Raw genomic sequence first — 20,792 nt, forward strand, 5'->3', positions numbered from 1 at the left:
TATTGGTGTGATTTTTTTGGGCTTTTCGACCTGGAAAAATTTATACCACATAAACCACAGAATAGAAACCCTAAAAAAACAAAAAGAAGCAAAAAAAGTTAAATTTGAAAAAAAGTAAGAATTCGTTAATTTCTACAAATGTAAAATTAAGAAATAAATAAATTGGCAGCATTAATGTGGTAATGGGTATAGTATATAGATAATGGCTAGACTATACTGAAGTATTAATAAACGCTTTAAGTGACGGATTCAGTGGAGGTGCTAGTAATTGGCTAGCGGCGGTAGGAATAAGTGCTTTTTGTTAATTCACCCATAGAGCTATATTCTCAACTTAAAGATATACCAAAAGATACAGATGCAAATAGAATTATTATAAAGACTATAGTTGGCGGATTTATGGGATTCATTATAAGTGTAACTGGAAAGATAGGTGAGAGGATACTGATAGGCAAATAGGATAAAAGATGAAGAAGATTATATTTACAGCTTTAGCTATCTTAGTAATAGCCATATCATTAATAGCAATAAATAAAAGAATGAATAAAGGAAATTTAATGGATAACAATAATACATATATGGTTATAGCTCCAAATGGAATGGAAATACCATTTGATAAAAATACAAATTTATCAGTCTCACCTCTTGATTATGGGAGTGAGACTATAGGTGTAAAAGAGCACTCCCAAATGCTCCTTGACTCCCGCTCCATCCTAGACTCATCTTTATAAAAAAACTATAAACCACTATACTATAACCCTAAACCAAACTCTTTAGGTCAAACAGACTATCTATCATTTAAACCTTGGCTAGATATTAGCTATAAATCAAGTTCAAATAAGATAGCTCCTTGGACTAAATCAGAAAAAAAGCTTACTATGAAAGCTTAAAAAGATAAGAGAGATAGATATATCTATCTAGTAAAAAGAAGTAATCTAAAATGCACTATGGTAGATATCCCTGAAGATGCTATAGGTAGAGTAGATAGCAATGGCAAACTAACAAAGCCTGAGTATGCTGAAATTTTATGATGAAGTAGATAGAAATAAAAAAATACACTTAAATCAAGATTATTTAATGGTGAGTGGAATATATGTGCAGGTATATTAGGAGATAGACGATCATTTTCTTCAGCTACTGTATTAAATAACTCTGGCTTTAAAACAAGAGCTAGACAAGCAGTATTCTTAGCAGCCCAACTAGGGAGAAGTGAGATGCTTTAAAAAGTGTTAGCTAGATACTTTTCTTCTTCGTCTTATATATCAGGCTCAAATAAAGACTTGCAAGCAAAAATAAAATTTCGAGATTTATTTAAAAAAATCCACCACTAGATGAATATGGCATGATGCCCTATCTTGATGAGATAGTGGGAAGTTACTTTGTGATGGATTTTAATAGGGGTGGTGTAGTGATTAACCCTACAGGATCAATGCATAGAGTTTTAAGAGAACTTGTGGAAGACGAAGGCAAACTACTTGATCCTAGAGACCTAGATGCAAATGAGACTACAAGGGAAGAATTTGTGGCGTATGTAAAAAAAGAACTGCCAGAATATGCAGAGATTTTTTCTGAAAAAGGCTATCCAGCTAATTATGAAGATAGAGACATAGACCTCTACATCGACTCCACTCTTCTAGAATCTAAAATAATGTCTCTAACTCCACCAGTACATCGACTCCACTCTTCTAGAATCTAAAATAATGTCTCTAACTCCACCAGAAGGATATCCAAATGCACCATACTATAACACTCCAGAAGAGCTAACAAGACTATATGAGGCTGGTAAATTAGATAAAAAGCTAAACCCTCTAACACCAGTAATGTATAGAGAAAGCTTTCCTGAAGATCTTAGAGCTAAGATCCTAAGCTATGCTAAAGAGCATAATATAAAGGAATAAGAGCAAATATAAAAAGTTTTGTTTAAGAACATTAATTTTAAAATGAGCATCATCTAAATTTTTAGATATAATTACGCAAAAAGTTATATTATTAAAAATCAGGTAAAGGAACTCATGAAAAAAATATTTAAATTTCTATCTTTTTTTAGTATTTATGCTATTTCTTACAGGATGTGCAAAAAGATCTTATTATAAGCAATATGCCAAATTCAAATTTGAACTATCATGGCGATAATGTTCCTATAACTATCATAGCTTATAAATTAAGAGATGTGGCTAAATTTAAAGAAGCTAGCATTATCGATCTAGCCGAGAGAAATGGTGAAATATTAGGCTATGACAAGATTGACTCTATAAAAACACAAATTCAGCCAAATACAAATAGATACGCTTTTACAAATGTATATCCTGACGAGGTTCCGTATGTCGGTATTTTGGTACTTTATGCTGATCAGAGCAAGACAAATATCAAGGCTTATAAAGCTACAAAAGAGATAAAAGAAAAAAATATAGTTTTTGAAATAACAAAAAATGGCGTAAATGTTTTAGACGCTAGTAGCTCTAAAATACAAGCAAGCAAATAAAATGTCTGAAAAGCTAAAAGTCGTTTGGTATAACGGAATGAACGTTGATAAGGTTCATTTCGAGCAGCAAGAAAGATATTTTGAGAGAAATTTAAACCTAAAAACTATCTCTTCTTTTTCAAATTTATACGGTGTTTTAAATTTAGAAATTTCAAGCGATCTTTTGCTTCAAGGCAAAATAGGGCTAACTAAAATTTCTTGTATCTCTCAAGATGGTACGATTTTTAACGCGCCAGATCAAGATGAATTACCAGAGCCACTTGAGATAAGCCCAAGTGAACTAAACTCAGCCATTGTAGTGTTAAAACTACCTATTAGCTCAGGTCTGGTTGATATTAGCTTGCAAAATAATTTACCAAATCTAAAATTTACAGCCAAGCAAGCACTTATTAGCTCAAGAGTGCATGATGAAGCTAGCAATGATATATTAAACGAGCTAGATGATAAAGATGATTTTGAACTATCTTCTGCCTTTACACAAGATAAAGAAAATCTAATCCTAGCAAGCCAAAGATCATCTCTTGGAGTATTTGGCTCAAAGATGCCTTACGAGCTTAGCATACCAATTTGTAAAATAAAAAATATAGACCTAAATAAGCAAATAACACTTGACGAAAAATTTATTCCAACTTGTATTGACATCAGTAAAAACACCTTTATAATAAATTTTGTAGAGGAGCTTAGCTTTGCTACAAAGCAACATCAAGAGAGTTATTTTGGGTTGTTAGGAGGTGTTGATCAAGCTAAAAATAGACTTGATTTTTCAACATATTTAACACTAAATATGCTAAAAAAATGGCATTTGATATTCTCTTATTTGTTAAAGAAAGATAAATTTCACCCAGAGTATTTGTATGAAAAATTAGTTGATTTTCAGGCTGATTTGTTAGCACTTAGTCATGATAATAGTTTTAGCGAATTTATCGCCTACGATCACAATAACCTAACTCAAACTTTTGTGCCTTTGATAAATAATCTAAGACTTTTATTCTCACATATCTTATCTCCAAAATATATAATGGCACAGATTGTTAAAAATAATCACGGCTTTTATGACTGTATTTTTGATAATCCAAGCATTATTGAAAACTCAGAAATTTATTTTGCTATTCACAGTGATACGAAAAATGAGTATCTTCTTAAAAATTTTAAAGAGCAGTGCAAAATCCATACTCAATCAAATATAAAAGGCATAGTTTCTTCACAGCTAAGAGGTATAAACGTAGAGCAAATTTCTGTTGTTCCTAGTACTTTACCGAAGTTAAACGATTATATCTACTATAAGATAGACAAAAAAGATGAAATTTTTAAAAGCTTTGCAAATCAAAATGTGATTAGCGTTTATATAACGGCAAATTTACCGAATGCTGACATTAAAATGTGGGCTTTATTATAAGGATAAAAATGAACGAAAATCAAAATGAAACCTCAGTTTTAAGTCAAACAAATCTTTTGGGTCTTGGCACAAATCTTGCATTAGATCATGTGTTGCCATTGCTCCTTTTGGCAAATAGGGTTTCAAAATTACAAAATTTTTCACAAAGTGAAATGGCAAATTTACGTGAAAAATTGATAAACGATATCTTAAGCACTACTTCAAAGATATCAAATCTAGGCATTTACGAGGAAGACGATATTATTAGGCTTAGATATTGCCTTTGTGTTTTTTTTATAGATGAGAGCTTGCTAAAAATGAAATTTTTTTATGAACAGCTTTTTGGGCCAATAATACCCTGACAACAAGATTTTTTTAATGAAAAATCTAGGCGGAAATAAATTCTTTGGCATTATGGATAAGTGGTTTGAAAATGTTGGCAAAAAAATAAAGATTTCTTAGAATTTATATATGCTTGTTTGGTGCTTGGTTATAAAGGAAAATATGAAACCCAAGAAGATTGCAATGAAAAATTTTCTTATCTTTGTGAAAAATATAGCTGCGGCCGTTTCTCCGCTCATAAAGGCCGATGAAAATGTATTTGAAAAGAGTTACTTAAAACAGACAAAGAAAAGCTTTCTTGAGGTATTTTCGCTAAAGCGTTTAAAATTTTATTTCATTTTGCTAGCTATTGCCATGATTGCAGCTGCATTTTTTTATATAGTACATATTCTATGGATCAAAAACAATATCAGAAACGATAGCGTTCTAAATAATAAGATAGAGAATTTTATGGATAACAAGTAAGTGCAAGATAATTTTTTTGTAATAAATTTAATGAAGATTTTTTTAGAGAATGAGCTTTATATTAGTTTAACTGATGAAATGTCAAAGTATAAAAACTTTGATGCATGATAGCATAAAAGTGGGATTATGTATTTAGCTCATCTTTAAAAAGCCTTAAGTGAGTTTAGCCTTGATGCTAAGCTTTTTAAATTTTTAGCGATTTCTGCTATAAATTTAAATGACAAAGAGGCTTTTTAAGACACTTATAAAAAGCTTTTGCCTTTTTTTCTATCTATTTTTAAAAAAGAGCCAAATTTACTTGCAAAAAAATGAAAAAAACAACTACCTGCTAAAAAAGATAATAGCTCAAACAATAGAGCTTTTTACGCAAGCTAATGATAAAGCTTTGGATCAAGCTGACGCAAAAGCGTTTAATGACCTTGTGCCTGAGCTTTCACAAGAGCTTGGCACACGTTTTGATACGCTTCATATAGAAGAAAAAAAAGAAGAAATTTTAAAAGCCAAAGAGCCAAAAGTAATTACTAAAACTGAGCCAACTTACCATCAAAACGTTTCATTTAGCAGCAATGATATTAGCACATTTAATGATAGAGAATTTAGAGAATATTTTATAAATTTATCACTAATGCTTTTTAAAGAGTGATATTAAAAATTTTACCGCTTATGCTTTAATTTTTGAAGCAATGTGGGGCAGAATAAAGGCACTTCCATCAAGTAGCGATCAAATAACACAGATACGTTATCCTGATGAAAAATCTAATTATGATTTTTTTTAAAAAAGTAACGAACTAAATCTTGACAATTTAGAAAAAAATTTATAAGAAATTTAGCACTTAACCCATTTTGGATAGAAGGCATTAAGATATTTTGCGAGTTTTTTTAAATAGTGCTGGACTTGCAAGGCAAAGTGATCTTATTTGTGATATGGTTTTAAAATTTTTATTGATAAATTTTCCAGATATAAAAAAAGCTCAAATCTCAAAGCGGAGAAGCTTTTTAGTGAAGATATAAATAAATTTTTTTATTAAAAAGCAACTCTTTGGGAATTTACTTCCAGCGGTGATAGTAAAAAAAGATATGAGTTTTGAAGATCTAATAAAAGAACTAGACAAAAAGCAAGCATGCTTCAAGTGCTCAAAGCGAGCTTAATTTCATGCTTGAATTATCAAAAAAATTTTTACTGCTCAAGGTATGAATAATAATGCAAAAAGCTACCTATACACAAATAGTTAATTTCATAGAAAAATACCGAGCTTAAAAGATTATTTATCAGACATATATATAAAGGCAAAAAAACATTTGTGTGATAAAATATGTTTTTTTAAATCGCCTTTAATTTTTATTTAAATATAATTCTTAAATCATTTATGAAAAAAAGGATGTTACTATGGCAGATAATCTAACCCCACCAAAAGAACGCATAAATATAGTTTATAAAACTAAGACAAATGACCAAGAGGCTGATGTAGAGCTTCCATTAAAACTTATGGTAGTTGCAAATTTAACTGGTGAAAACCAAACTCCACTTGAAGATCGTGAAGTGATTTCTATCAATAAAAATAAATTTTTGATCAGGTTATGAAAAAGCTTAGATATTCATACAAAATTTCTCTGTAAAAAAATAAGCTAAATTCTAATAATGAAGACTTAAATATTGACCTTGATTTTGAGAGCATCCATGATTTTTAATCCAGATAATATTATAAATCAAATCCCTGAACTAAAAACTCTTGCAGCTTAGAAAAAGCTTTAGTTGCACTAAAAGGTCCTATGGGCAATATGCCTGATTTTAGAAAAGCGGTTTTTAGAAGCTATAAAAGATGAAGATAGTAGAAAACAACTTCTTTTTAGAGATTAAAGACGAACAAGATAAGGAATAAAAAAATGTCTGAAACTAAAGTTAAAACTCCTATCATTGAAAGCATAATGCAAAGGAGTAAATATTCAAAAGATGACGAGAGTTATAGTGTTGTAAAGCAAGGAGTTGCTGAGTTTATTTCAAATATAATCACAACAAATAATGCTGAAGATAAAATAAACAAGCTCGCACTTGATGAGATGATAGCTCACATTGATGCCCTTTTATCTGCTCAAATGGATGAAATTTCTACACAATAAATCTTTTCAAGAGCTAGAATCAACTTGGCGTGGCATTAGGTTTTTTTAGTTGAGAGAACAAATTTCTAATGAAAAATGTAAAAATTGATCTTTTAGACGCTACAAAAGAAGAAATTTTAGATGATTTTGAAAAATAATCTAGACATAACTCAAAGTACACTTTATAAACAAATTTATTCAGCCGAATATGGACAGTTTGGTGGCGAGCCAGTTGGTGCGATAGTGGCTGATTATGAGCTAGATAAATCAAATCAAGATATGACTTTTTTAAATAAAATGTCATCAATTGCTGCAATGAGTCATTCACCGCTTCTTACATCTCTTTCTGCTAAATTTTTCGGACTTGATAATTTTGGTGAGCTTGAAAATATAAAAGATCTAAAAAGCATGCTAGAAGGCCCACAATATACAAGATGGAGAACTTTTAGAGAAAATGAAGATGCAAAATATACAGGTTGTATGGTAAATAGATTTCTTACAAGATCTCCTTATGTGCCAGAAGATAACCCTATAAAGAGCTTTAATTATAGAGAAACTGTAAATAATCACGATGATATGCTTTGGGGTAATGGAGCTTATGCGTTTGCTACAAGGCTTACAGATAGTTTTGCTGATTATAGATGGTGCGGCAATATTATTGGGCCAAAAGGTGGCGGTGCCGTAAAAGATCTTCCAACTTATACTTATGAAAACTATGGAAGCGTCCAAACAAAAATTCCAACCGAAGTTTTGATCACAGATAGAAGAGAATTTGAACTTTCAGAAAATGGATTTATCGCTCTTACTTTAAGAAGAGATAGCAATAACGCTGCATTTTTCTCAGCAAACTCTGCGTTAAAGCCTAAAATTTTCCCAAATACTCCAGAAGGTAAAGCTGCTGAGACAAATTTCAGACTCGGAACTCAACTGCCTTATGTGTTCTTGATCTCTCGTTTGGCTCATTATCTAAAAGTGCTTCAAAGAGAAGAGATAGGTACATGGAAAGAGCGTAGCGATGTTGAGCGCGGCTTAAATGAATGGCTAAGACAATACATCTCGGATCAGGAAAACCCACCAGCAGATGTTAGAAGTAGAAGACCATTTAGAAGCGCAAAAGTAATCGTCAGTGATATAGCCGGCGAGCCGGGCTGGTATAAAATAGAGCTTTTGGCTAGACCTCACTTTAAATTTATGGGAGCAAATTTCGAGCTTTCTTTGGTCGGAAAACTAGACAAAGAGTAAGCTTACTATGTCGCTGATAGATAAAATTTTATATGAATTTAGTGACGAATCAAAACTACGTCCATATTTTAAAGATCTAGACAGCGACATAAAAGATCACATTGATACTATCTTAAACTCTAGACTTGGTAACTACGGCCGATTAAATGATAGCATTATTGATCTTTGGTCGATGGGTGTTGAAATAAATGAGCTTGGTCATAAACTTGGCATGGCGATATATGAACTAATCAGCTCAAATGAGAATAGAATAGAAGTAACATCTATCGGATATGATGACTCACTAAAGCCTTGGCGTATCATCTTTAATATAAATTATAAGCATAAAAACGATAATTTCAAAGAGTATTTGCTAAAAGTTATTTTTAAAAACAATAGATATTGTGAGATTTTATAATGGATTATAATGAAAATAATCTAGCTTATTTTCAAAAAGAGATAGCATATCTTGATGAAACAAGAGCCCTTTTTATTAAAAATTTTCCAAAAGTAGCACCCTTTTTAGATACTAAAAGCAAAGATCCTGATGTTGAGAGCATAATAGAAAATATGGCTATTTTAACATCTAGGATCAGGCAAGAACTAGACGAAAATATCCCGCTAATCGCTGAGTCTTTGGTAAATATATTAATGCCAAGCTATACAAATCCTTTTCCATCAGTTTGTATGCAAGAATTTACCTTAAGAGATGACTTCTCTGGGGTAAAAGAATTTATACCAAAAGGAAGTATAGTTGAGTCAAAGCAGATCAATGGCATAACGTGCAAATTTCAAACACTCTTTGACATAAATTTGCTTCCCTTAAAGATAACAAAAGCTTTTATGTCAAACAATAAGAGCGATTATCTTCTAAATTTAAATATAAGCGTTACAAAGGACGAGCTTAGCACTAAAGAACTTGATATAGACTTTTTAAATTTATATATTGGAGATAATGTTTACTTCTCTTCTACGCTCTTAATGTGGCTAAAAAAATTACCTGAAATTTATTACAATAAGTTTTGAAGATAGCGATCAAGAGATAAAGTTAAGCTCTGATAAACTTAGTTTAGATGAGTTTGATGAGCGTTTGATAAAGAGTGATGAGTTTGGATTTGAAGCGTTTGAGCTTTTAAAAGAGCTATCATTTTTTCCTTCAAAGTTAAATTTTGTGCGATTAAATGGGCTTAGCTTTCTTAAAAATTTTTCTACAAAAAGCTTTAATATTAAATTCATATTTTCAAAAGATATGCCAAGTGGATATGTGCCAAGGTTAGAGTATTTTTCTCTTTTTGCTACACCTGTAATAAATTTATTTGCAATGAGTGCCGAGCCTATTTTGAATAACAATAGACGAAGTGAATATAGAATTTTTCTAGATCGCTCGAATATCGATGCTTATGAAATCGTTTCAATCAATAAAGTGGTCGCCCATAGCAGTAATAATGAAAAAAGGATATTAAAAAACTATAAAAGTTTTGAGAGATTCGAATTTTTAAATGATGAGCGAGCAAAAGATTATTATTTTGTCAGCAATAAAACAGATATAAAACTAAACTCTTATAAAGAAATTTCTTTTTTTAAAAAGTGACTCTAAAGATCAAACCATTAGCATAGATGCACTTTGCTGCAATGGCGACTTGCCTTGCAAGCTAAGACTTGGTGAGATAGATAGGGTGTTATCCCACCAAGGTGTAACAACTAAAAATTTAACCATTCCAACTAGCGTAAAGCGAGTAAAAATAGATGGAAATCTTCTTTGGAAACTAGTTAGCATATTATCTTTTAGCTATCAAAGTATACTAGAGAAGGGCTCTTTTTTAGCACTTCTTAATACCTTTAGCGCACCAGATGATGAGTTTTTTAAAAAATTTGCAAACTCGCTTTATGATATAAAAACAAAGCAAATTTATAGAGTTGATCAAGGCTTTGCAAAAAGAGGGTTGCTCTGCATATTCTATATAGATGAAAGTGAATTTGAGAGTATTGGAAATGTCTATGCTTTAGGTATAAATTTGGCTAAATTTTTATCAGAATTTTGCATCAATTAATTCATTTTGTGAACTTAAAATAAAGTGTATAAAAGAGTAAAGATTTCTGCTTAATTATGACTTTTTAGGCGGTACAAAAAAATTAATATGAACAAAGAACTAAATCAAGCTTCTTTTTAAATTAGTAAAGAACTGCCTAAAACACCATGATAGAAGGGATATTTTTAAAAAATAGCCCAAGTTTTGCTTATCCAATTAATGAGCTTGAAAGCTTAAATAAAGAGGAAGTAGTAAAAAAATTGTCGTAAATTTTATGGGTCTTTTGGGGAAGTGGCTCGCATCTTACAAGCTATATTTTAGAAAAGATATCAAAGAGTAGCGATAATAATTTCGAGAAAATTTTTGACTTTTTTTGACAATTACTTGCTTTGGCTTTTTGATAGCATTAGTTTAAAAATTATGCAAGATCCTTTGAAAAAGAGCTTGATGATAAAATTTCAAAGATTTTATTAGATATATTAAACATAAGCAATAAAAAATTAGCAAAAAAATTCTTACCATTTTCTCCGCTTATTATTAGCCAAAGAAGGCCTAAAAGAGAGATTGAGTTTGCCTTGCAGCGTCATTTTAATTTAAAAAATAAACTATTTTTGTTAGAAAATCTACCAAATCAAATTTTCATAGCGCCTTCAAATTTAAATTCACTTGGTATCAAAAATAGGACTTTGGGTAGAAATTTTATACTTGGTAAAAAGCTTTTTGAGAAACAAACTAAGATAGCAGTTTATATAAATGGCATAGATTATGAAGAAGCTATTGATTTTTTCCCAAAAAGAAGAAAATTTAAAGAGCTTCAAGATACTCTTATCTTTTTTACGAACAATGAATTTGTTGCTGATTTATACATAAAAATAAACTATTCTCCAAAGATGCAATTAAAGCTTGGAATGGATAAAGGTTATAGTAAAATAGGCCTTGGTACAAGGCTTAAAAGTAATAAAAATATGTCAAATTTTATAAAATTTAGGCTCTGCTCTTAAATTTTTCAGATATAAAATCTAAAATATTTGTTATTATTACATTAAAGAAATATATTTATTTGTAAAAGGATGTGCATCAATGGCATTTATCGATTACCTAAGAAGATTTTTTGTCTTTTTTAGATTTAAACACAGTACAATTTTGGTAGCTTCTATTGCATTAAGTATCTTATTTTGGCTTTATGCTCCACTTATAGCTTTTAATGATGTATATAGCTTTGCTAGCATAAGTTCAAGAGTCACTATATTAATTGCATTTTGGGCAGTTATTTTGTTTTTTGTTTTAATCAAACCATTAATGCACTATTTAGCATCTCAAAAAGATGAAAAAAATAACAAGCTAAAAGAGATCAAAAAAGAGTCTATAGACAGTTTTGGTAAGGCAAAAAGAAATTTTATGCTTTCTTTGAAAGATGCCAAAGCAACATGGAAAAAAGATATAAATTTTAAAAAATTACCTTTAATAATGATAATGGGTAATGAAGGTGCTGGAAAGAGCGCATTTATAAACTACTCAAATATAGAATTTCCACTATCTGATAGTTTAGATACTTATAAAAAAATACACAAAAGTACAACAAACTTTAATCTTTATATTTCAAAATTTGGTGCACTTTTAGATACTGAGGGTATACATTTTGCACAAGAGAGCTTGTATCAGCCAACAGCTACTGAAGAGCTTCCTGAGGATGATGTGGATAAAAATAGGGATTACTTGCTTAAAAAAAGTATCTGGAGTGAATTTTTACACTTTTTAAAACGAAATGATTTTAACGCTAGATTAAGTGGTGCGGTTTTAATCATAGATACTAAAAAATTTCTCGAAGGTACTCAAGAATATTTTGATGAATTAATTAGATATATGATAAAAAGGGTTAATGACTGTGAGAAACATCTAAACATTAAATTCCCTATTTATATTGTTTTTAGCAAACTTGACTTAATAGATGGTATGGGAGATTATTTTAGGCTTTTCAATGAAGATGTTGCAAATAAAGCTCTAGGAATAAACTTAGATCCAAATTCCTCAAAACAATCACTAGAAACTGAACTAAAAAACCTAAGCGAGTCATTATTTAAACATCTCATGAGTAAGAATTCGATTTCGCATTTATTGGAAGATAAAAAACGTTCATATCTCTTTTTAAAACAACTTGATAATTTTTTTGCTTTAGTGAAAGATTTTGTAGCAAAGCTAAGCTCTCAAAATACACTTAAAAATAGCTCAACCATAAATGGAGTTTATTTCGTAAGTGCTTATCAAGAAAATATACCTATAAACTACCTTACAAACACTATTTGTGATAGGTATAATATCAAAAAACCACTTTTAAGAGCAGTAAATAACTATAGCAAACAAAGCTATTTTGTAAAATCATTTTTAAAAGAGATAGCTTTTAAAGCCAACTTAAATAAATTTGGTGCTCAAAATAGATTTACAAAATTTGTAAATTTTGTTTTAGTAGCCATACTTTGTGCTGGAGTATATTTGGGTTCTAGTTTTATTCTAGAGACCAAAAATATAAAAGAGCAAAATGCTATAAATAATGCAAATAAAATTTCTTCATACCTTGATGGTAAAAAATACAAGGATCTCTCTCCAACACAAAGGATTGAGCTTCTAAATTTACTAAAACAAAGTCTAAATGACTATCCAAGAATCTTTAGCGGGGATACTAAATTTGAGTATATAACACTAGATACTTCTTATAAAGGCTTCACTCCAGTTAAAGTACTTTACTATGATTTGAATGCTGATTTTTTCAAAAATACAGTTTTAACTGAAATGGAAAATATACTAAAAAATGAAAGCGATCCAGATAAGCTAATAAAAGCATTTTATATGTATGATTCGCTCTTTGATAAAGATTACACAAATGTGGATTTATTTAAAATTTGGATTAGTACAAACTGGGACAAATTTGAAAAATATGGCGTTGCAAAAGATGAATTTTTAGCTCATATTGAGGCTATTTTAAAGGCAGAAAATTTAAACATAACTGCAGATACAGTTGCTCAAAGTATAGCAAATACGAGGCTATCACCTGTTCAAAGAGCACAAAGGCTCTACTACATACTTGAGTTCATATCATTCAAGGACGATAAATCTTTTTACGATATTAAAAAAGATGTTGAAAATTTATACACAGTAGTCCAAGAAAAAGAAGCATTTAAGCCATTTAATAAAATTTATACAAAAGAAAATTTAAGAGATTTCTTGTCAAAGCTTAGCTCAAACATAGATCAAACAGCTGGAATAGAATCTTGGCTAATGGAGACAAATTCTTCTTTAAAAGATATTAGCTCAAATGATAAGAAAGAGCTAAGCATTGCTGTAATAGAGCTTTATTTGCAAAATTATGCTGATAAGTGGAGCCAAATTTTAAGAGAAATAGAACCAAATGAATTTACTACAAAAAAAGAGGTCATAGAAGAGCTTGACATCTTGTCAAAAAGAGAAAATCCTTTAAATTCTTTAATAAAATTAACTAATCAAAATACAAATTTAAATGATGAGAATTTACTAAAATATATCTATTCTCTAGGATTTGCTTCAAGTGAGATAAAGCGCGTTTTCAGTGATTTTAGTGCTAAATTTACTAACTATCATACGTTAAATTCTAATGACTTGCTAGATATTATAAGCAACGATGTAACAAGCGTTTATAAAAAAGTTAGTGACTATAACTTCGAAATGCTTCAAAGCAACGATGATAAAATAGTTTATGCAATAAATGGTATAAAAAATGAAAACGACCCATTTGTTGTCTTAAATAATGATGCTAAGAAGCTTCCAGATGAGCTAAATGAATATTATCAAAAGTTATCGACACTTGCATGGAAACAAGTAGAAAATGGCGCTTCAGCACTTTTATCAACAGCATATAGAGATGATGTTTTTGATGATTTTGAAAGTCTTATCAAACCATTTTATCCATTTAATGAACAATCTCCAAAGGCTGTTAGCATAGAAGAATTTAAAAGATTCTTTGGCAAAAACGGAACTTGGAATAGCTTTTATGACAGATATCTAAAACAAATCTTAAGCAAAACCGCTGATGGTTATAAAATAAGACCAAAATATGCAAAAGAGCTAAGATTTAGTAGGGATTTCCTTAAAAATATTGCCTATATAGACAGAATTTCAAATTTAATGCTTGATTCAAATGATGAGCTAAAATTAAATTATAATTTAAAAGCTGTCGACTTATCGGCAAATTTCAGTCATATAAATATTAGTTATTCTAATAACTCTTTGACTTATGATCATACAATTGCCTCAAATTTGATAGTCTCAAGTAAAAATTTTGATATATCAACACAGTTTAAATTCAATGCAGTTTCAAGTACTGGAAGCGAGAGAAAAGAGCTAAGCTTTGATGGAGAGTGGGGCTGGTATAAGATATTAAAAGCTTCAAACTTTAGTAGCGTTGGCGTTAGTACACTTAATTTTGATGGTAGAAGAGATTCTTATTTTGGCTTTGAAGTAACACCAAATGGAGGAGAGCTTTTAGAGCTTATGGATATCATACCAATGATAAATTTACCAAAGAAGATGCTTTATTAAGGAAAAAATATGCAACAAATAGCAGCAGTTATACAAAATTACGATAAAGCGTCAAGCTTTTCAGCTCAATTTATCATTTTTGATGAAAATGGCGGCGATATAGGCTCGTTAGATACTACAAAATTTTCTTGTAATGATATGAGCGATTCAATCGCACCAAAACACGCTCATGTTGGATTTGAAGAGGGGGTTTTCACAATTTGTGGCTATAAAGATTGTGAAATTTTTTATAGTGATTCATATTCAAAGCTTCCAGATGACTATGAGAGCGTCATAAATTTGGGCGATGTCTTTAGGATAGGGGAGTTAAAATTTATATTTATAGACCCTTCTAGGATTGATGAATATATAGGAAAAGCCCATAAGATAATAGAAAATACAAAAAATTTTGACAAGCTTGATGATAAACGTTTTGAACCAGTTGGTAAAATTTCAAATGTTGATTTTAAAGAAGAACCAAAGATAAACTCATTGATAAATGATAAAAAAGATATTGCTTTGAATGAAAATGCGCACGATGCAGTTTTAAATTTAAATGAGATAGCTCAAAATTTTGATGAAGAAGAAAATGCAAATAATCAAAATATGCTAACTGCAAAAAGCATGGATGAGCTTTTAGCAAAGATAGTTGAGAGTATAAAATTGCAACCAAATATGAGCCCTATAAGTGAGCAGACTAGGACTTTAAACACAAAAGATATGGAAACAATCATGAAAACTCTTCTTCTTAGTGACTCGACAGAGCTAATAAATACGGTTTTGGTCAAGCTTATCTGCAAAGAGCTATATAGCCAAATGTATGATATAGTCGAGAATAATTCGTTTTTTAAATATCTTTCAGGAGCCGTACTAAAAAGCACTAAGGAAGATAAGGAAGCGTTTAATTATTTATTGCATAAAGCTCTTCAAAGCTATATGTTAAAAAAGTAATGTTTTTAATAAAACAGAAAGTAAATAAAAGATAGAATAATCCAAACTTTTTAATAGGAGTAAATATGTCACAACCAGTGTATATTAAAGTGAAAGGTTCTACACAAGGACTTATTTCAAGTGGTGCTTCAACAGAAGCTAGTATAGGTAATCGCTATCAGTCAGGTCACGAAGATGAGATTATGGCTCAAGAGGTTTCTCATATAGTAACAGTTCCAACTGATCCACAAAGTGGCCAACCATCAGGTCAAAGAGTCCATAAGCCATTTAGTTTTACTACATCACTAAATAAAGCTGTTCCACTTCTTTACAATGCTTTAACACAAGGTGAAAGACTTCCAGAGGTTGAGATCTATTGGTATAGAACATCAACTAGTGGTGGTGCGGAACATTTCTTTACTACAAAACTAGAAGATGCAACTATAACAGATATTACTCTAGTAAGTCCAAATGCTCAAGACAAGCTAAACAGCGACAAAACAGAGCTTTTCAAAGTTTCAATGAACTATAGAAAGATAGTTTGGGAACACGTAGCTGCAGGTACAAGCGGAAGCGATGACTGGAGAGAAGCTACTAAAAAAGCTTAAAACCAACCTAGGGTTTACCCCTAGGGTTAATAAAATCATCTTCTAGCTAGAAGGACGCAGATGAGCCCTTTTTATCTTTATCTTTTAAATTAATATGATATGCGAAATGCGATATGAAACACCTAGTTATAATCATATTTCTCATAACATCTTTATATTCACACGAAGCAAATTGTACGGATATGTTTGGGCTTATTTTTAATAAAAATTTAAGTGACGTTGAAACTACTAAGTATATAAAATACTATATAGATAATCTTGGATGTGATGCTAATGTTAGTATAAATTTACCGAATTTCACAATGAAAGCCAGTTTATTAGAATTTGCATATAGCGCAAATAAGCCTAAAAGTATTGACGAGATTTTAGAAAAAGGTGCAGTACCTAATGTATGGTTAGCTGGTTCAATAGGATTAGACTTTTTGCTTTTTTTTGAAGAAAATGGTGTTAAGTTAGAAGGGCAGCCACCAAGCCCTGAGCTACTAGAATTTATAAAAACTCAAAAATATAAAGAATTTAAAGAAGAGAAATTTAAGCTAATCAAAAAACTCCTAGAATATGGACAAGATCCAAAAGGCTATATCCTTTTGCAGAAGGTATTAACGCTTGTAAATGATGAAGAGGTTTTAGATAATTTATTAAAGAATGAAACTCAAAAGGAATTGGTGCGATGAAGCAATTGGCGATAATCATATTTTTCATAACAGCTTTATATTCACACGAAGCAAACTGCAAGGATATGTTTGGACTTATTTTTAATAAAAATTTAAGTGACACTGAAACGGCTAAGTATATAAAATACTACATAGATGATCTCGGATGCGATGCTAATGCTAGCGTAAAATTAAATAATTTAACGATTAGATCGAATTTATTGGAATTTGCTTACGATACAAATAAAACAAAAACTTTTGATACTCTTTTGTTAAAAGGAACATCAGCTAATGCTAGTTTAGCAACATCCATAGGCATGAGCTTTGCATTTTTCTTTAGGGAAAATGGTATCGGTATAGACAATAAAAAAGCTAGCCCTAAGCTATTGGAATTTATAAAAACTCAAAAATATAAAGAATTTAAAGACGATAAATTTAGGCTAATTAAAAAGCTTTTATTGTACGGACAAGACCCAAAAGACTATGAGGTTTTAAAGGTTATTTTGAAAATTATAAATGATGAAAAAGATTTAGAGAAATTATTAAATGGCGGAAATAAATAATGGATTTCTTTAACGTGAATAAAAAAAAGCTAGATGTAAAAAGTAATAATTCAGAAATAAAGAATTACGAAAAACAAGATACATTTACAAAATTTAGTGAAGTCATTGATGGCACTGGTAAGACTTTTGGTTTATTGGGTTGCAAAACATGTGAAGCAGTTGCTGAAGTAGCAAAAACTGGAATAGATAACCAAAAAGAAAAAATTTACAATGAATATAAAGAAGCAAAAAGGGGTGGAATAGAAGAAAGTGTAAAAACTATGCGTAATCTCACCGACACCGATATTGAAATGTTTGAAAAAGGCATTACAACAAGAAGAAGAAAACTAAAAAAGATTGAAAGAGCAACAAATGGACAAAAACATAACATCACCAACATCATCACTAACTAAGCCAGTCATGCTAGCATCCGGTAACTCAGTGGCAACAGATGGCTTTGTGGACTACGGCGTATCTAACGATACTTTCTCGACTCTTCAGATAGCAAACGAGTCAAACGATAAATTTATCGTTACACGTGCAGATATTTATGAAAATTTAGAAAGTATATTTAGCATAGAGTGCTTTGCTTATATAAATTTGGTGAAAAACCCGCTTTATGAAAATTTAGACACCATCTACAATAACGATAAAAGTTACTCAAGTATATATAAATATCTTGATAAAAGTATAAAGCTAAGCATAAAAAGGCCGTCTTCAATAAATAAAAACATCGTTCCAGATGGTAGCTCAAACGATATGCACTTTAGTGGAATAGTAAGCGATGTAGAGTATCTTGGTGTAGATGATGAGACTAGTACAAATATAGATAAAAAATACTTCTTTAAATTCAAGCTAACTTCGCCACTATATAGACTAAGCATAAATAGAGCAAATAGAATTTATACAGACCAGAGCATTTTAGAAGTAGTAAAAGATATTTTGGCTTTTAATAAACAAAGACTAACCAAAGAGCTGGACTTCTCAAATATCAAAAATAACTACAACAAAAGAGAATTTATAGCCCAGTACAATGAGAGCGATCTAGCTTTCATAACAAGGCTTTGCCATGATAACGGTATATATTTTTATGAAGACAATGAAAAAATTTATTTTTATGATACATTTATACTAGCTTATAGCAATCAAAATGAAAATTTTACTTCAAGTGACATAAGTAACGGCAAGGAAGCTAGAAAAGTAAGTTTTAATATAAATTTGAATAATAATCTAGGAACCGAACACATAAATAAAATAACAAAGAGCGAGACGCTAAAGGCAAATAGCTTTACGCACTCTTTTCAAAATACAGCTTATCCAAATGTGCTAGAGAGTAAAAATGAAAAGATATTTGACGAGCAGGTAAATATCTATGACAAGCATATAAATTTAGATGAGTATTCATTTAGCGATACTAGTTTGCTTGAAGTTAGCACCTATCTTAAAAAACTAAGAAGCGATATGCTTTTAAAAGAATTTACCGCTAGCTCAAATGTATTTGCACTAAATTTAAATGACAATATCTCAGTAGCCATTGACGCTAGTAAGGGTGAATATGAGTTTAAAATAATAGCTTTAAAGCATACTTATATTGATGAGAGTGTTTTAGAAAATACTTTAAATTTAGGCGATAATGTTCCGTTTAAAGATAAAAAATTTATAAGCTCATACACAAATGAGATAAGCATCATTCCAAGTAGTGTGAAATTTGTCCCAAGCTACAAGCAAAAGCCAAAAGCACCAGACATCACGCTAGGTCTTGTAGTCGGTCAAGATGGACTAAACAGCCAAAATAACACGATCCATACTGATAGCTATGGTAGGGTAAAGGTGAGGTTAAATGCTTTTAGTACGCAAGAGATAATCGATAAAGACGATGCCATCAACGCAAGCTATCACAAGAGTGCTTATCTAAGAGTGATAACGCCTATTGCTAGCAATAGCTCAGGATTTTTTGCCATACCAAGGATCGGCGATGAGGTTATCATCTCGTTTTTACAAAATGACATAGACAACCCGGTAGTAAGTGGTAGCCTATATAATGCTTCAAATACGCCACTTGTAAATGTGGATAGTAACTATCACCAAACATCTCTTAGCTCAAAAACAATTGGTGCAAATGAGACTGGTATAAACGAGATCACTTTATCAAATTTAAAAAATAAAGAGCAAATTTATGTAAAAGCAGAAAAGGACTATGACGAGCTTGTAAATAACGACTTTTCTCAAACAATACTAAATGATAAAAGCTCACAGGTGCATGGAAGTTACACCGAACGAGTAAAAAAAGCTCACATCCAGACGATAGATCTAGCAAAAAATGTAAATGTCGGAGCCGAGTATCTAACAACAGTTGGACTTTCAAAAGATACAGTAGTTGGTGTCTCAAATACGCTAAACGTAGCTGTTGATAACAATACAAGAATAGGTCAAGATAGTCATGAATTTGTAGGACATGATAAATTTGTAGAAGTAAAATCAAATCTTAATACGACCATACATAATGATGAGATGAGAGAGATAAAAGGCACAAAAGAGCAAAATATAGATGGTGGCTATAAGCTAAATTCACAAAAAGGCATAAATGAATTTAGTAACGAGCATATTGTGCTTCAGGCAAATAGTTACATTGATGTAAATGCTAAGTCAAATTTCACAACAAAAACAGCTGCCCAGCACACTGAGATTGCTAATTCAAAATTTAGCAATATAGAGACGACTTATGAGGTAAATGCCAAAGATAAGGTAATCCATCAAGTAGGTAGCACAAAAGTAATGATAGAGGGATCAAGTGTCGTGATAGAAGTAGCTGGCGTAAAGGCGATATTTGATAGTAGAGGGCTAAGAGTTATCGGTGGAGATATCAAGGCTTTATAAGATCATATTTAAAGACTTACTTTCTATTTTAGTAGGTCTTTAAATTTTTAAATAAAATCAATCTCTACTAAAACTAATGCTAAGAATTTTAAAAGCAAAGGCTAAATTTTAGGGCTACGATAAAAGCTAGCCATGCAAATTTTTCAACATTGTACCCCAGTACAATAGACATATACTTCTAAAATTTATATAATTCATTTAAAATTTCAAATACTATAAACAATAAGGAGAACATGATGGCTAAAGAAGCCGGAGTAGTTAAAAGCGTAAATGGAGGAATAGCAAGAGCACTTAATGACTTAACAGGAGAGGTAAGACAATTAAGTGTAGGAGATATTGTATACCAAGGTGAAAAGATAGTTACAGAGGGTTCTAACTCTAAAGTAACAATAACTCAAACTGATGGTAAAGATATAACTCTAATAGGTAAAGATACTATAACTCTAGATCAAGACTCTAACAATAACGAAACAGTAGCTGATATCTCAGCTTTACAACAAGCCATCTTAAAAGGAACAGATCTTAATGCTCTAGAAGAAACTGCTGCAGGTGGTCCACAAGCAGGTGGTAATGGTGGAGATGGCGTAAGCTTATCTTCTACTAGCTTTGCAGAAGGAGGCCACAT

General features: G+C 30.8%; 17 protein-coding genes and 4 pseudogenes. All 21 read left to right on the forward strand.

The annotated features are described in order from the left end of the window. Window positions 1-464: 464 nt before the first annotated feature. Window positions 465-1,895: pseudogene (locus CVT15_RS10255) on the forward strand (thioredoxin reductase). 173 nt (window positions 1,896-2,068) lie between these two features. After that, complete coding sequence (tssJ, locus tag CVT15_RS00300) at window positions 2,069-2,479, forward strand: type VI secretion system lipoprotein TssJ (RefSeq protein WP_230853949.1); 411 nt, start codon at window positions 2,069-2,071, stop codon at window positions 2,477-2,479. Between the two features lies 1 nt (window position 2,480). Beyond that, window positions 2,481-3,875, forward strand: coding sequence for a type VI secretion system baseplate subunit TssK (tssK, locus tag CVT15_RS00305; protein ID WP_103576535.1), 1,395 nt, complete (start codon window positions 2,481-2,483; stop codon window positions 3,873-3,875). 8 nt (window positions 3,876-3,883) lie between these two features. Further along, a pseudogene (locus CVT15_RS09845) lies at window positions 3,884-4,447 on the forward strand (DotU family type IV/VI secretion system protein). Continuing rightward, the gene (locus CVT15_RS09850; RefSeq protein WP_230854003.1) at window positions 4,380-4,661 is read left to right on the forward strand and encodes a hypothetical protein; all 282 of its coding nucleotides are present in this window, start codon (window positions 4,380-4,382) and stop codon (window positions 4,659-4,661) included. The pseudogene CVT15_RS09845 and the gene CVT15_RS09850 overlap by 68 nt, the downstream one beginning before the upstream one ends. A gap of 217 nt (window positions 4,662-4,878) precedes the next feature. After that, window positions 4,879-5,304: a hypothetical protein gene (locus CVT15_RS00320; RefSeq protein ID WP_196373535.1), complete on the forward strand. Its 426-nt coding sequence runs from the start codon at window positions 4,879-4,881 to the stop codon at window positions 5,302-5,304. Window positions 5,305-6,048: 744 nt separating this feature from the next. Next, window positions 6,049-6,243: a type VI secretion system contractile sheath small subunit gene (locus tag CVT15_RS09855; RefSeq protein WP_230853950.1), complete on the forward strand. Its 195-nt coding sequence runs from the start codon at window positions 6,049-6,051 to the stop codon at window positions 6,241-6,243. Between the two features lie 302 nt (window positions 6,244-6,545). Further along, a pseudogene (tssC, locus tag CVT15_RS00335) lies at window positions 6,546-8,000 on the forward strand (type VI secretion system contractile sheath large subunit). Window positions 8,001-8,007: 7 nt separating this feature from the next. Next, window positions 8,008-8,397: a hypothetical protein gene (locus CVT15_RS00340; protein WP_054195920.1), complete on the forward strand. Its 390-nt coding sequence runs from the start codon at window positions 8,008-8,010 to the stop codon at window positions 8,395-8,397. Then, complete coding sequence (locus CVT15_RS10115) at window positions 8,397-9,005, forward strand: type VI secretion system baseplate subunit TssF (protein WP_196373537.1); 609 nt, start codon at window positions 8,397-8,399, stop codon at window positions 9,003-9,005. The genes CVT15_RS00340 and CVT15_RS10115 overlap by 1 nt, the downstream gene beginning before the upstream one ends. 64 nt (window positions 9,006-9,069) lie before the next feature. Next, on the forward strand, window positions 9,070-9,570 hold the full coding sequence (locus CVT15_RS10120) for a type VI secretion system baseplate subunit TssF (protein WP_269059536.1): 501 nt from the start codon (window positions 9,070-9,072) through the stop codon (window positions 9,568-9,570). A 49-nt stretch (window positions 9,571-9,619) separates the two neighbouring features. Next, complete coding sequence (locus CVT15_RS10125) at window positions 9,620-10,030, forward strand: type VI secretion system baseplate subunit TssF (protein ID WP_269059537.1); 411 nt, start codon at window positions 9,620-9,622, stop codon at window positions 10,028-10,030. Window positions 10,031-10,485: 455 nt separating this feature from the next. Continuing rightward, window positions 10,486-11,010 carry a type VI secretion system baseplate subunit TssG gene (locus CVT15_RS00360; RefSeq protein WP_230853977.1) on the forward strand — a complete coding sequence of 175 codons (525 nt, stop codon included), beginning with the start codon at window positions 10,486-10,488 and terminating at the stop codon, window positions 11,008-11,010. A gap of 79 nt (window positions 11,011-11,089) precedes the next feature. After that, entirely contained in the window at window positions 11,090-14,578 is a 3,489-nt protein-coding gene (gene tssM / locus CVT15_RS00365) for a type VI secretion system membrane subunit TssM (RefSeq protein WP_107898318.1), read from the forward strand. 9 nt (window positions 14,579-14,587) lie between these two features. Further along, entirely contained in the window at window positions 14,588-15,508 is a 921-nt protein-coding gene (locus CVT15_RS00370) for a hypothetical protein (RefSeq protein WP_103577414.1), read from the forward strand. Between the two features lie 65 nt (window positions 15,509-15,573). Further along, on the forward strand, window positions 15,574-16,095 hold the full coding sequence (locus tag CVT15_RS00375; RefSeq protein ID WP_054195925.1) for an Hcp family type VI secretion system effector: 522 nt from the start codon (window positions 15,574-15,576) through the stop codon (window positions 16,093-16,095). A gap of 182 nt (window positions 16,096-16,277) precedes the next feature. Continuing rightward, window positions 16,278-16,769 (forward strand): hypothetical protein, encoded by a 492-nt coding sequence (locus CVT15_RS00380; RefSeq protein WP_230853951.1) that lies wholly within the window; start codon window positions 16,278-16,280, stop codon window positions 16,767-16,769. Next, on the forward strand, window positions 16,766-17,311 hold the full coding sequence (locus CVT15_RS00385) for a hypothetical protein (protein WP_230853952.1): 546 nt from the start codon (window positions 16,766-16,768) through the stop codon (window positions 17,309-17,311). The genes CVT15_RS00380 and CVT15_RS00385 overlap by 4 nt, the downstream gene beginning before the upstream one ends. Next, window positions 17,311-17,703, forward strand: a complete 393-nt coding sequence (locus CVT15_RS00390) for a hypothetical protein (protein WP_103577416.1) — start codon at window positions 17,311-17,313, stop codon at window positions 17,701-17,703. Before CVT15_RS00385 ends, CVT15_RS00390 begins: the two co-directional genes overlap by 1 nt. Beyond that, window positions 17,663-20,167: a type VI secretion system Vgr family protein gene (locus CVT15_RS00395; protein WP_103577417.1), complete on the forward strand. Its 2,505-nt coding sequence runs from the start codon at window positions 17,663-17,665 to the stop codon at window positions 20,165-20,167. The genes CVT15_RS00390 and CVT15_RS00395 overlap by 41 nt, the downstream gene beginning before the upstream one ends. Before the next feature lie 236 nt (window positions 20,168-20,403). Beyond that, a pseudogene (locus CVT15_RS10260) lies at window positions 20,404-20,739 on the forward strand (retention module-containing protein); the annotation flags it as partial. Window positions 20,740-20,792: the final 53 nt, after the last annotated feature.

This window comes from Campylobacter concisus (assembly GCF_003048595.2).
Lineage (GTDB): Bacteria > Campylobacterota > Campylobacteria > Campylobacterales > Campylobacteraceae > Campylobacter_A > Campylobacter_A concisus_L.